The organism is Cryobacterium sp., from assembly GCF_025463825.1.
Classification (GTDB): Bacteria; Actinomycetota; Actinomycetes; order Actinomycetales; family Microbacteriaceae; genus Cryobacterium.
In genome coordinates this window covers 1-12,163 of sequence record NZ_JAODBG010000142.1, presented here as the reverse complement: position 1 = coordinate 12,163, position 12,163 = coordinate 1, and the positions used below count along the sequence as shown (strand labels likewise).

The window sequence follows — 12,163 nt, the reverse complement described above, 5'->3', positions numbered from 1 at the left end:
GGTACTCCACAGCGGCAGCAGCAGCTGCCGGGTGCCTTCACGGATGCCATCCTCGGTGACAATGAGGTTGCCGCCACGCAAGACCGGCGAGCTCATCAGGAACCAGCGCATGGCGTCGGAACCGTCGCGGTCGAAGACCTCGTTCACATTGGGGTAGTTGCGCAGCGACTTGCTCATCTTCTGGCCGTCGTTGCCGAGCACGATGCCGTGGCTGATCACGTTCTTGAACGCGGGCCGGTCGAACAGCGCCGTGGAGAGCACGTGCAGCAGGTAGAACCAGCCGCGGGTCTGCCCGATATATTCCACGATGAAGTCGGCCGGGTTGTGGCTGTCGAACCACTCCCGGTTCTCGAACGGGTAGTGCACCTGGGCGAACGGCATCGAGCCGGAGTCGAACCAGACGTCGAGGACATCCTCGATGCGTCGCATGGTGGACTGTCCGGTGGGGTCGTCGGGGTTGGGCCGGGTGAGGGCGTCGATGTAGGGACGGTGCAGGTCGGTGGGGCGCACGCCGAAGTCGGCCTCGAGCTCGTCGAGCGAGCCGTACACGTCGACGCGGGGGTAGGCGGGGTTGTCGCTCTTCCAGACGGGGATCGGGGAACCCCAGTACCGGTTGCGGCTGATCGACCAGTCGCGGGCGTTGCCGATCCACTTGCCGAACTGGCCGTCCTTGACGTTCTCGGGAACCCAGGTCACCTGCTGGTTGAGGTCGACCATCCGGTCACGGAAGTCCGTGACGCGCACGAACCAGCTGGAGACGGCCTTGTAGATCAGCGGGTTGCGGCAGCGCCAGCAGTGCGGGTAGGAATGCTCGTAGCTGGCTTGGCGGAGCAGCCGGCCCTGCGATTTGATCAGCTGGGTGAGCGGCTTGTTCGCGTCACTCCAGAGCTGACCGGCGACCTCGGGAACGTCGGGCAGGAACTTGCCGCCGTCGTCCAGGGAGAGGATGACCGGGATGCCGTAGGCCTTGCAGACGACCTGGTCTTCCTCGCCGTAGGCGGGCGCCTGGTGCACGATACCGGTGCCGTCGCTGGTCGTGACGTAGTCGGCGACCACGAACCGCCAGGCGTTCTGGGTGCCCCACTCGCTCTCGTCCGCGTAGTAATCGAACAGGCGGTCGTACGAGACGCCCTCGAGGTCGCGGCCCACGACGGTGCGCGACACCGCGGCGGATGCGTCGGCCGCGGTGTCGTAGCCGAGCTCCTTGGCATAGCTTCCGACCAGGTCGATCGCCAGCAGGTACTCGGCGCCGAGAACTTCGGTGCCCGAGGTGTCTTGCGTGCCGCCGGCCTGCTCGCGCAGCACCTCGGCATCCGGGGTGCCGTGCGGGCCGGCCGGCACGACGGCGTAGACGATGTCGGGGCCGACGGCCAGGGCCAGGTTGGTCGGCAGGGTCCACGGGGTGGTGGTCCAGGCCAGCGCGCGCACAGCGGTGAGGCCCAGGGCCTCGGCCTTGGCCCCCACCATCGGGAAGGTGACGGTGACCGTCTGGTCCTGGCGCATCTTGTAGACGTCGTCGTCCATGCGCAGTTCGTGGTTGGACAGCGGGGTCTGGTCGCGCCAGCAGTACGGCAGCACCCGGTAGCCCTCGTAGGCGAGGCCCTTGGTGTGCAGCTCCTTGAACGCCCAGATCACCGATTCCATGTAGGTGATGTCGAGGGTCTTGTAGTCGTTTTCGAAGTCCACCCAGCGGGCCTGCCGGGTGACGTACTTCTCCCAGTCCTTGGTGTACTCGAGCACGGATTCGCGGGCGACGGCGTTGAACGCGGCCAGCCCCATCTCTTCGATCTGGCTCTTGTCGGTGATACCGAGCTTCCGTTCGGCCTCGAGCTCGGCGGGCAGGCCGTGGGTGTCCCAGCCGAACCGGCGGTGCACCTGCTTGCCGCGCATGGTCTGAAAGCGCGGGAAGAGGTCCTTGGCATACCCGGTGAGCAGGTGGCCGTAATGCGGCAGGCCGTTGGCGAACGGCGGGCCGTCGTAGAAGACCCACTCCGGGGCGCCTGCGCGGTTGTCGATGGACGCCTGGAAGGTGCCGTCCTGCTCCCAGAAGTCGAGCACCTCGGCTTCGATCTGCGGCAAGTTGGGTGAGGGCACGACGCTCGCGGCCGGTTCGGTCGCAAGGGCGCTACGGGGGTCGGTCGGGTCGACGTTGGGCAACTGGGGGTACGTCATGCTTCTCCTGGACGAGGCGGGTGAAAAGCCGCTGGCCTATTCCACGAGGACGCGCATCCCGACAGGACGCTACGCGGTACCACCTCGCTTGCCGTCCCGAACCCTAGCGGACGACCGCTCAAACGAAGGCTGTGACGGGCCCGACCCGTTCGGCTCTACTGGGCGGCGGCATGCCGGGGCACGATATCGCTGTTCTTCCGAAGACTCCCCGGTGATAGCCGGATCAACGCCCTTTAATACTACCTTGCCGGCCTCCTCGGGCGCAGGTCCGTCGCGGAACCGGCGCCTCAGCGGGCCTCAACCGGCCAGAACCGGCCCGAAGCCGGCGCACACGGGTGAGATGGCCGCATCCACGTAGGGCGGCAACGAGCCCCGGGCAACCCCGGCGCCCGCCCATTCCCGCACGGCCGCTGCGGCGGCGGCCACGACCGCGGTCGAGAATGCCCGGCCCGCCAGGTCCACATCGGACAACGAGCCCGGCCGTGCCCCCACGAATTCGTGCACCAGGCCCACCTGCACCAGGATGCGGGCCAGGGCGGATGCCGCGAGCTCGCTCTCGGTCGCCATCAGGTCGTGCTGGGTGAGCGCCCAGGGCACCCGGCCGGGCCCGAACCCGGCCGCCACCCGCAGCAGGGCCCGCCGCACCGAATCCGTGACCGGGGCGGCCCGGTCGCAGTCGGCCAGGGCCTGTGGCAGGGCCGCCAGGCCCGCATCGACATCCACCCAGAGCAGGTCGCTCTTGGCCTGAAAGTAGTTGAAGAAAGTGTTCCGGCTCACCCCGGCCCTGGAGGTGATGTCCGCGACCGTGGTCTTCGCATAGGTCTGCTCGAGGAACAGTTCAGCAGCGGCTTCCTCGAGCATCGCCCGGGACGAGCCGCGGGGCCGTCCGGCAGCACGGGAATTCGACATGGTGCTCCTGTGTTCTACGATGGGACTCGACGTGATCGATTATTGGATCGCGTCCAATAATGCCACAGCAGCAGTGCCGGAACCTTCGACCGGTGAGACCTTCCTGAAAAGAGACAACCGCATGCCCCGTCCGGGAATCGTTCGTTCCACTCCGCGCCCGCTCACCGTGGCCCTCGCGGCCGGAGCCGTCGCGCTCGGCCTTGCCCTGACCGGCTGCACCGCCGGGTCGTCCGTCACCGGGAACGACACCCCGCAGAAGGGCGGCACCCTCACCTACGCATCCGGCGACGCCGAACCGACCTGTCTCGACCCGCACGTGGGCGGCAATTACCCGCAGGCCCTCGTCAGCAGCCAGTTCCTGGAATCCCTGGTGTCGCTCGATAGCGACGGTACCGTGATCCCCTGGCTCGCCGACAGCTGGACGGTCAGCGACGACGGCCTCACCTGGGAGTTCACGCTGCGGGACGGCGTGAGCTTCACCGACGGCACTCCGCTGGACGCCGCTGCCGTGCAGGCCAACATCGCGCACCTGCAGGACCCCGCCACCGGGTCGTCGACCGGGTACCTGGCCCTGGCCAAGGTCACCGGCACCGAGGCCGTCTCCGACAGCGTGGTGCGGCTCACCCTCTCCCAGCCGGACAGCGCCCTGCTCGAGTCCCTCTCGCAGCCGTGGCTGGCCATCGAGTCCGCCACCGCACTGGAGCGCAGCCAGGACGAGAACTGCGCCGCTCCAGTGGGCACCGGCCCGTTCGTGGTGGAGTCCTGGGCGAAGCAGAACGCCATCACCCTGGTGCGGAACGACGACTACACGTCCCCGCCCGCCGACGCCGCGCACGAGGGCGCCGCCTACCTGGAGAGCATCACCTGGCGGTTCATCCCCGACTCGGCGTCCCGGTACGCGGCGTTGCAGGCCGGAGAGGTGGACGTGATCGACAACGCGCAGCCGGACACCATTGCGCAGGCCTCGTCCAGCGACTCGATCGTGCACCTGGATGCCCCCCGCCCCGGCGCGTCCAACCGGATCGAGCTGAACTCGGGCAAGGCGCCGTTCGACGACGTCGCCGTCCGCGAGGCGTTCATCCGTTCGACGGATGTCGACGCCGCGGTGTCCTCCCTGTTCCAGGGCAGCGCCGAACGGTCCTACTCCGCCCTCTCCAGCGTCGAGCCGCTCGGCGTCTCCCGTCCCGACCTGTTCGAGTACGACCCCGACGCCGCCGCCGACCTGCTCGACGCGGCCGGCTGGGCCGAGAAAGACTCCGAGGGCTACCGCACCAAAGACGGCGTGCGGCTCACCGTGGTGTTCCCGGTGAGCACCAACCAGTCGATCCCCGCCGAGCAGTCGCTCTTCGAACAGATTCAGGCCACCGCGAAGGAGACCGGATTCGACGTACAGCTGACCAAGCTCGACCTCTCCAGCTGGTACACCGCGCTCGGCTCCAACGCCTATGACGCCGTCAGCGCGCCATACACCAAGGTCGGCCCGGACGTGCTGCGGATCCTCTTCGACTCCTCAGCCATCCAGCCGGCACCGAGCGGTTACTTCGCCAACCACGCCCAGGTGAACGACCCGGAGCTGGACTCGCTGTTGGCCCAGGCCAACGCCACCAACGACGCCGACACCCGGGCGGCGCTCTACGCCGACGCCCAGGACATCGTGCTCGAGGGGTACTACATCCTGCCGCTCTACGACCAGCAGAACCACTTCCTCCTGGGCTCCGCCGTCCAGGGTGCCCGAGCGCTGCCGACGGTCTCGACGCCGGCGTTCTATGACGCGTGGCTGAAGCGCTGACGCGTGGCTGAAGCGCTGACCCGGGTGCCGCTGCGCTTCGTCGCCCGGCGCCTGGGCGGCGCGGTGTTCGTGCTGTGGGCCGTCGCCACGCTGACCTTCTTCGCGGTGCGGCTGATCCCCGGCGACCCCGCCGAGGCGATCCTCGGGGGTCCCGGCTCGCAAACCTCGCCGGAGGCCCTGGCCGCCGTGCGCGCCGAATACGGTCTGGACCAGCCGGTCTTCGTGCAGTACCTGAGCCAGTTAGGCCGCCTGGCCACGGGCGACCTCGGTCGCTCCTACGCCCTGAACATGGACGTGGGAGCTCTGGTGCTCAGTCAGCTCGGCGGCACCCTGCTGCTGGCTGTGCTCTCCCTCGCCGTCGCGTGGCTGTTCGCGCTGCTTCTGGCCACCTGGTCCACCGGGCGCGGGCGGCTGGCCCGGCAGATCGGCTCCGGCCTGGAGATCATCGCCGCCGCCCTGCCGCACTTCTGGCTGGCGACGACTCTCATCGTGGTGTTCAGCGTCTGGTGGGGGGTCCTTCCGCCGATCAGTACGGCGGATGCGCGCGGCCTGGTGCTGCCGGTCCTCACCCTGGCGATCCCCCTGGCCGGCTTCCTCGGCCAGGTGATGCGGGAGAGCCTGGTCGCCGCGCTGGAGTCGCCGTTCGTTCTCTCCGCCCGGGCGCGCGGTGAGAGCGAACGCGGCGTGCTCTGGCGGCACGCGCTGCGGCACGCCGCCCTGCCCGCCATCAGCCTGTCCGGCTGGGCGTTCGGCTCGCTGATCAGCGGGGCCGTGATCGTGGAAACCATTTTCGCCCGGCCGGGCCTCGGCCGGTCGCTGCTGAACGCCGTCACCGTGCGCGACGTTCCCGTTGTCATCGGCGTGGTGATGGTCGTGGCCCTCGTCTACATCCTGATGACCATCCTGACCGACGTGGCCTCGCGCCTGGCCGACCCGCGGACCGCGAGCATCCGGACGGGAGCCGGCGGATGAGCGAACTCGAGATCCAGGCGACCGTCTCCGCCCGGCGGCCGCCCCGGAGCCGCCCCACAGCGGTCGAGATGGGTTCGGCGGTGCTCGCGGTGCTGCTGGTCACGGCCGCCATCGCACCCCGGTTGCTGGCCCCCGGCGATCCTCTGGCCATCGACCCCACCGCAGCCTTCGGTTCGCCGTCCCTCGCGCACTGGTTCGGCACCGACGAGTCCGGCCGGGACATCTACACCCGCGTCGTCGACGGCGCCCGCGACTCCCTGCTGATCGGCCTGGCCGCCACCGTGATCGGGCTCGGCCTCGGCGTGGTCCTCGGCACCATCGCCGGCACCCTCGGGGCTCGGGTCGACTTCACGGTCAACCGGTTCCTCGAGGTGCTGTTCGCCTTCCCGGGTCTGCTGCTGGCACTGTTGTTCATCCTGGTGATCGGCCCCGGGCCTGGGACGGCCATCGTGGCGGTGGGCCTCTCGACCGCGCCCGGCTACGCCCGCATCATCCGCGCCCAGCTGCTGCGGGTGCGCTCCTCTGCGTTCGTGGAGGCGGCCACGGTGCAGGGCCTGTCCCGCGGCCGGATCCTCACCCGGCACATCCTGCCCAACACCCTGGCGCCGCTCGTGGTGCTGGGCACCCTCGGCGTGGGCCAGGCCATCGTCTGGGCCGCGGCGCTGAGCTATCTGGGCCTGGGCGCCCAGCCACCGGCGGCCGAATGGGGCGCCATGCTCTCCGCCGGACGCACCTACATCACCTCGGCCTGGTGGATGAGCTTCTTCCCCGGCCTGTTCATCGTGCTCACCGCCGTGTGCGCCACCAGCCTCGGCCGATCGGTCGAACGACGGATGAGGCACGCATGACCATCAGCGACCGGCCGGCCTCTGGCTCCCCCAACGCTTCAGCCCTGCGGGTGCGGAACCTGCGGGTGGGCTTCGGCCACCCGGGCGGGGACGACGCCGTGAGCGGCGTCTCCTTCGACGTGGCCACTGGCGAGTGCCTGGCCATCGTCGGCGAGTCCGGCTCCGGAAAGAGCGTCACCGCCCGCAGCATCCTGGGACTGGCGGGCAGCACCGCCCGGGTTCGCGCGGATGAGCTCAGCCTCGCCGGCGAGTCCGTGCTCGGCCTCTCGGAGCCGGCCTGGCGCCGCCGCCGCGGCCGCGACGTGGGCCTGGTGCTACAGGACGCCCTCGCCTCCCTCGACCCGCTCCGCCCCATCGTCCGGGAGATCGGCGACTCGCTCCGCCTGCACACCGACCTCGACCCGGCCGAACGCACCCGCCGGGTGCTCGAGGTCCTCGAGGCCGCCGGCCTGCCCGACCCGCAGCTCTACGCCGGGCGCCGCTCCGGCGAACTGTCCGGCGGGCAGCGCCAACGCGCGCTGATCGCCGCGGCCCTGGCCCTGGACCCGCCGGTGCTGGTGGCCGATGAACCCACGACGGCCCTGGACGTGACCGTACAGGCGCAGGTGCTCGGCCTGCTGGAGCGGGTGCGTGCCCGGGGCACGGCCATCGTACTGATCAGTCACGACCTCGCCGTGGTGAGCCGCATCGCCGACCGGATCGCGGTCATGCACGACGGCCGCATCGTGGAGACCGGGACGACCAACAAGGTACTCACCGATCCCCGGCACCCCGAGACCCGACGGATGCTGGCGGCGGTACCCGTGGACAAGCCGCGCTTCACCCGGCTCGCGCCGGCCACGGCCGTGCGAGACGCCGGCCCGCCGCCGCGCATGACCGAGCGGCCGGCCGCGGCGGCGGTGACCGCCGCCGCTCCAGGACCACCCGCCGCGATCGAGGCCATCGGGCTGGCCAAGACGTTCCGAGGGCCCCACGGATCGGCCCACCAGGCCGTCCATGAGGTGTCCTTCCGCCTCGCCCGCGGCAGCACGCTGGGCATCGTGGGCGAATCCGGCTCGGGCAAGACCACCACCGCCCGGCTCGTCCTGGCCCTGACCGCACCGGATGCCGGTGAGGTACGGCTGTTGGGCGAGCCGTGGAGCGCGCTGACCGAGAAGGACCGGCGGGCCCGCCGGCCGCTGGTCGGCGCCATTTACCAGGACGTGCTCGCGTCGTTCGATCCCCGGTTGAGCGTGCGGGAGATCCTCCAACAGGCGGTCGCCGGTCCCACTCCCGCGAGGCCCGCGCGCACCGGTTCGCGCGGTGGCGCGGCAGCGGTGGCCGCGCTCCTGGAGAACGTCGGCCTGCCCTCCGCTCTGCTGGAGCGCCGACCGGCCGAGCTGTCCGGCGGCCAGCGCCAGCGGGTGGGCATCGCCCGGGCGCTGGCCTCGCGGCCGCAGGTGCTGATCTGCGACGAACCGGTGTCGGCGCTGGACGTCAGCGTGCAGGCGCAGGTGCTCGACCTGCTCGACGAGCTGCAACGCGAGCTGGACCTGAGCCTACTGTTCATCTCCCACGACCTCGGCGTCATCCAGCATGTCAGCGACGAGGTCGCCGTGATGCACGACGGCCGCATCGTGGAGACGGGCACCGCCACCGAGGTGTTCACAGCGCCGGCGCATCCGTACACCCGAGCGCTGCTGGCGTCGGTGCCCCGCCTGGTCTGAACCAATGCCCCGACGGATGCGCCGGTACCCTACGCTGAGCCTTGTGTTCTCCATCGTGACCTCGACGCTTCGGGCTGGCCGCCTCCAAGTGGCCGGTCCTATTGGCGTTGTACATCGCCGGCTGGCTGGCCAGGTACCTGGTGATCGAGGTCGCCGCCTTCGTGGGCACCACGGACGCCCTCGCCGCGTTCCTCATCATGCCCATCGCGATCCTGACCCGGCTGGCGAGCTTCATCGGCATGTTCCTGGTGTTGCGCCCGGGCATGCCCGCGTTCGCGGATCTCGCTGCCAGCGGGGAAGACTCCATCGATCGCACCGAGGAGACCCCCGCTGCCGCCGGGCCCAGCGTGCAGGAGCTGTTCCTGGCGAGCATCCTGCCGTTCTTCGCGTTTTATGCAGCATGGCAATTCCTGCGCGATGACACCCTGCAGTACGCGGCGGCGGCGGCGCTGGAGAAGATAAACCCGTTCGCGGCCACCGACAACTCGGCGGGCGTGCTCAATCTGCAACTCACCTGGGCGTCCGGGGCGGCCATCGTGGTCGCGTTCACCGGCCGGTACCTGCTTCGGCGCTACAGCGACAAGCTGCCGCGCTGGACCGCGGTGCTGACGGTGTACCTCGAGGCCGTCTGGGTGTATCTCACCGTGTTCCTGATCAGCACCTACCTCTCCCAATTCGACGCCTGGGTCGCAAACCGTACGGCGATGCACTGGATCGCGGACCTGCGAGGCACTCTCGGCGACCTGTTCGCCCCGATCGGTGTCGCCTGGGACGTCATCGCCCTGGCCATCGGCGAGGCCGGTGCACTCGTGCTACTTCCCGTCGCCTGGCTCGCTCTGGCGGGAATCGTCTACGGCCGGGCGCTCACCGCTGGCCCCCTGCTGCTCGCAGTGCCGCAGAACCGCTATGCCGACCGGGTGCGCACCCGCTACGCCAGCGTGCCCAAGGCACTCTCGCGCCGGGTCTCGGACATCGGCGGCGGCTTCGTGAGCCGGTGGAAGCCGCTCGCGAACGCCTTGACCCTGGTGTGGCGGGCCGGCGTGGTACCAATGGGCATCTTCGTGCTCGCCTACACGGTGATCGAGGCCTCCGGGGCGTGGCTCGGATTCGGTGCGATCCAGCTGATCGGTGCGCACGACCTCGAGTCCTGGTGGATGAACGTGGACGGGGCGCTCATCTTCGCTCTCGACGTTGTCCTCGAGCCCCTGCGAATCTGCCTCATCGCCGCGGGCTACGACTACTGCCTGCGCCGGCTGGCCGAACGACGGCAGGCGGCCGCCCTCGCGGAGCCCGTCACCGCGAGAGTGTGACACCTGACACCGTCAAGGCTGCGTCGAATCGAGAATGCGTCGATCAAGACCGTGTGAGTCTGATCAGTCCACCGGGTTGAGGGTGAACCTGGCGTACTCGGGCAGCTCGCCCGCGACGATGATGTGCACGGCAAGGGTGGTGTCCTCCCCCGCGTCGGCGGGCACGACGAACTCGGCATCGAAGGAGTACGGAGTGCTCAGCTCAGAACTGCACGATGTGAGTTCGGGGCCGGCGCCGTCGAGCGGGATCGAACCGCTGGGAACGTTCGCCCAGCTCCGGGTGGCCGCCCCGCCACCGGACTCTTCCAGGCGAACGGAACACAGATCGGGCACCCCATCCGGCCCGGTGCCCGTCGGGTCGACGTCAACGGTGACGACGACGAGGTCGGTGCCGGCGGGGAGGTTCCGCTCACGCCCCTGCGCGCTGTCGCCGCTCACGTGATCGGCTGGCTCCACCTGCCAGTTCGCGTTGCCGTAGTCGAGAGTGTCGCCGGCCGTAGCGTTGACCGGCCGACTGGGCCACTCGTCGAAATAGCCGATCCACTGGTTGGCGAACACGATGCCCAGCGTGGCGGGCAGCAGCACCAGGATGGCCAGCAGGGCCCGGCGGTTCCGCCGGAGCCAGCCCACCCGCTTGAGCGCGCGACTCACCGGCCGCCCCACTCCGGGTAATCGACGTCGAGGCTCGTCGTCACGTCGAGTCTGGCCAGGTCGACCGGTAACACCAGCAGCGAGTCCACGCGCGGGTCGGAATTGATGGCGAGTTCAAGGGTGGCGTCCGCTGCCGCCTTGCCGGAGGCGATATCCGCGGGCAGCTCGAACATCAGCGGGCCGTTGAGCGGGATGCCGGTGGCTAGCCCCCTCTTCACGACAGTGGCGTAGTCGGGTCTGGTCGAGGCGCTGAAGGAGGTGTCGCCCACCCGCAAGACAGCAGTGCCGAGCGTGGCCTGGTCGTCGACGACGGCTTCCACGCTGGACTCAACCACTACCCACACGCCCGGCGTGGATCCGGCCGAACCGTTTCCGGCGGTCACGGACTCCGTCACCGCAACTGAGTGCACGGTGGCCCGGATGTTCCGCCCGCTGGCCGGTTCGGCCAGGGTCGCCCGCACGGCGATCGGCGATTGCTGCAGTTCGCGGTCCGGTGTGGTGTGCAGGACGATCGCTGCGACGGCCAGGATTGCCAGCAGGGCGGCCCCGTTGCCGACGTGCCGCCAGGCGGAGGTCACGGGACTCATTCGGACACCCCCGCTCCGACATCGCCCAGATCCAGCTTGATGGTCACGCCCACGACCGGATCGTCGTACACGCCGCCGTAGGTGAGCCGGCCCTCACTGATCAGCACCCGGTCGAGCAACTGCACCTCGATGCGCTCGCCCTTCGCAACGGCACCTTCGTCAACCTCCCAGACATACGCGACCTCAACGGGGACACCGGGTTGCACGACAACCTCGTCACTGCCGTCATCGATCACCAGGATGTTGGTCGGCGGGTCGACCGCCACCAGGCCGGACACACTCACTACCAGGATGCTGTCCGCCTCCACCGGGCTCAGACGGAGGGGCGCTGTTGTGGTGTTCTCCACCACCGCCCGCACTACGAGGAGCCGGTTACCCTCCTCAGGGGTCAGGTTCTGCTCCGGGAACGCGTCGATGAGGAGCGCCTGGCTGACGGTGACGGTGAGCTCTGTTCCCACGTAGGTGTCACCCGGCTTGATGAGCGGAGCGGCCTGCACCGGGGCGTCGTTCAGGCCACCGAAGACAGCCGATAAGTCGAGGAGGCCGGTGATGAGCCACGGTGTCGGCGTCCGGTCGGTGAGCTTGCTGGCGCGACTCTGCCAGGTCTTCCCTCCTGGACCTGGGGTCGGGTTCGCACGGGAAGATTCCGGTGCGCCTGCCGCTCGGTCATCCGGCGCTGAGTCCCCCTCGGTAGGCCATGGGGTAATCGTAGCGAGGGATCCGCCTGTGAATGCCGACCGTGCCGTATCAGCCTGGGCGATGACTGCCTGCGGCCCGGGTAGTCCTCCACAAGCGGCTGGTCAGGTGGCCTCTCCACACTGCTGCTCGGAGCCGTTCGAGTGTCGGTGGTGGGTGCGATTATGGGGGTATGAGCAGCCCAGCTGAGCAGTTCCCCGAAGGCCCGGATGGCCCGGATGCGGGTGGTCACGCCCAAGCGCGCCGACGCCGGCAGGTCCTTCAAGAGCAGGCGCAAGCGACCTGGCGAAGAAGGTGGCGAAGGCAGCGAAAGCCCACCGCGGGATCGGGCGGGCCAGCGCCAAGCGGGCCCGGGCGTTGGATGACCTGCGGCAGTGGAGTTCCGACCCGGTCATTGCGAAACTGCTCAACCCGGACTACGCCGGGTCCCTTGCCGTCGGCCCGGTGCTGACGGATGCCGACGCGAGCCGGCGGAAGGTCGCGGCGTGGGAGGACCAGGAGGTCGCGCGGCGCACCGTCACCA

Annotated in this window: 11 protein-coding genes; 6 read left to right on the top strand and 5 right to left on the bottom strand. The window is 69.6% G+C overall.

All coding sequences use genetic code 11. The features are described 5' to 3' along the window. Both ileS and JWP54_RS17220 read right to left on the bottom strand, forming a co-directional pair. Nucleotides 1-2,172: isoleucine--tRNA ligase (ileS, locus tag JWP54_RS17225; protein ID WP_297374679.1), on the bottom strand; the 2,172-nt coding region annotated here is incomplete at its 3' end. Nucleotides 2,173-2,469: 297 nt separating this feature from the next. Beyond that, complete coding sequence (locus JWP54_RS17220; RefSeq protein WP_297374676.1) at nucleotides 2,470-3,081, bottom strand: TetR/AcrR family transcriptional regulator; 612 nt, start codon at nucleotides 3,079-3,081, stop codon at nucleotides 2,470-2,472. Between the two features lie 121 nt (nucleotides 3,082-3,202). Here JWP54_RS17220 and JWP54_RS17215 point away from each other — a divergent pair, with 121 nt between their 5' ends. The 5 genes from JWP54_RS17215 (at nucleotide 3,203) to JWP54_RS17195 (ending at nucleotide 9,706) form a co-directional block, all read left to right on the top strand. After that, entirely contained in the window at nucleotides 3,203-4,870 is a 1,668-nt protein-coding gene (locus JWP54_RS17215; protein ID WP_297374673.1) for an ABC transporter substrate-binding protein, read from the top strand. Between the two features lie 3 nt (nucleotides 4,871-4,873). Next, on the top strand, nucleotides 4,874-5,842 hold the full coding sequence (locus JWP54_RS17210) for an ABC transporter permease (protein WP_297374670.1): 969 nt from the start codon (nucleotides 4,874-4,876) through the stop codon (nucleotides 5,840-5,842). Between the two features lie 68 nt (nucleotides 5,843-5,910). Then, nucleotides 5,911-6,690, top strand: a complete 780-nt coding sequence (locus JWP54_RS17205; protein WP_297374682.1) for an ABC transporter permease — start codon at nucleotides 5,911-5,913, stop codon at nucleotides 6,688-6,690. Beyond that, nucleotides 6,687-8,396, top strand: a complete 1,710-nt coding sequence (locus JWP54_RS17200; protein WP_297374667.1) for an ABC transporter ATP-binding protein — start codon at nucleotides 6,687-6,689, stop codon at nucleotides 8,394-8,396. The genes JWP54_RS17205 and JWP54_RS17200 overlap by 4 nt, the downstream gene beginning before the upstream one ends. Before the next feature lie 101 nt (nucleotides 8,397-8,497). After that, entirely contained in the window at nucleotides 8,498-9,706 is a 1,209-nt protein-coding gene (locus tag JWP54_RS17195; protein ID WP_297374665.1) for a hypothetical protein, read from the top strand. A 63-nt stretch (nucleotides 9,707-9,769) separates the two neighbouring features. Here the strand turns inward: JWP54_RS17195 and JWP54_RS17190 are convergent, their stop codons facing one another. The 3 genes from JWP54_RS17190 to JWP54_RS17180 are packed head-to-tail and all read right to left on the bottom strand — an operon-like array spanning nucleotide 9,770 to nucleotide 11,441. Then, a complete protein-coding gene (locus JWP54_RS17190) occupies nucleotides 9,770-10,357 on the bottom strand; it encodes a hypothetical protein (protein ID WP_297374662.1) in 588 nt (195 codons plus the stop codon). Continuing rightward, complete coding sequence (locus tag JWP54_RS17185) at nucleotides 10,354-10,944, bottom strand: hypothetical protein (RefSeq protein ID WP_297374659.1); 591 nt, start codon at nucleotides 10,942-10,944, stop codon at nucleotides 10,354-10,356. The genes JWP54_RS17190 and JWP54_RS17185 overlap by 4 nt, the downstream gene beginning before the upstream one ends. Continuing rightward, entirely contained in the window at nucleotides 10,941-11,441 is a 501-nt protein-coding gene (locus tag JWP54_RS17180) for a hypothetical protein (RefSeq protein WP_297374656.1), read from the bottom strand. The genes JWP54_RS17185 and JWP54_RS17180 overlap by 4 nt, the downstream gene beginning before the upstream one ends. Nucleotides 11,442-11,934: 493 nt before the next feature. Between JWP54_RS17180 and JWP54_RS17175 the strand changes: the two genes are divergently transcribed. Beyond that, nucleotides 11,935-12,163, top strand: a 229-nt coding sequence (locus tag JWP54_RS17175) for a hypothetical protein (protein ID WP_297374653.1), incomplete at its 3' end; no start/stop codon positions are given.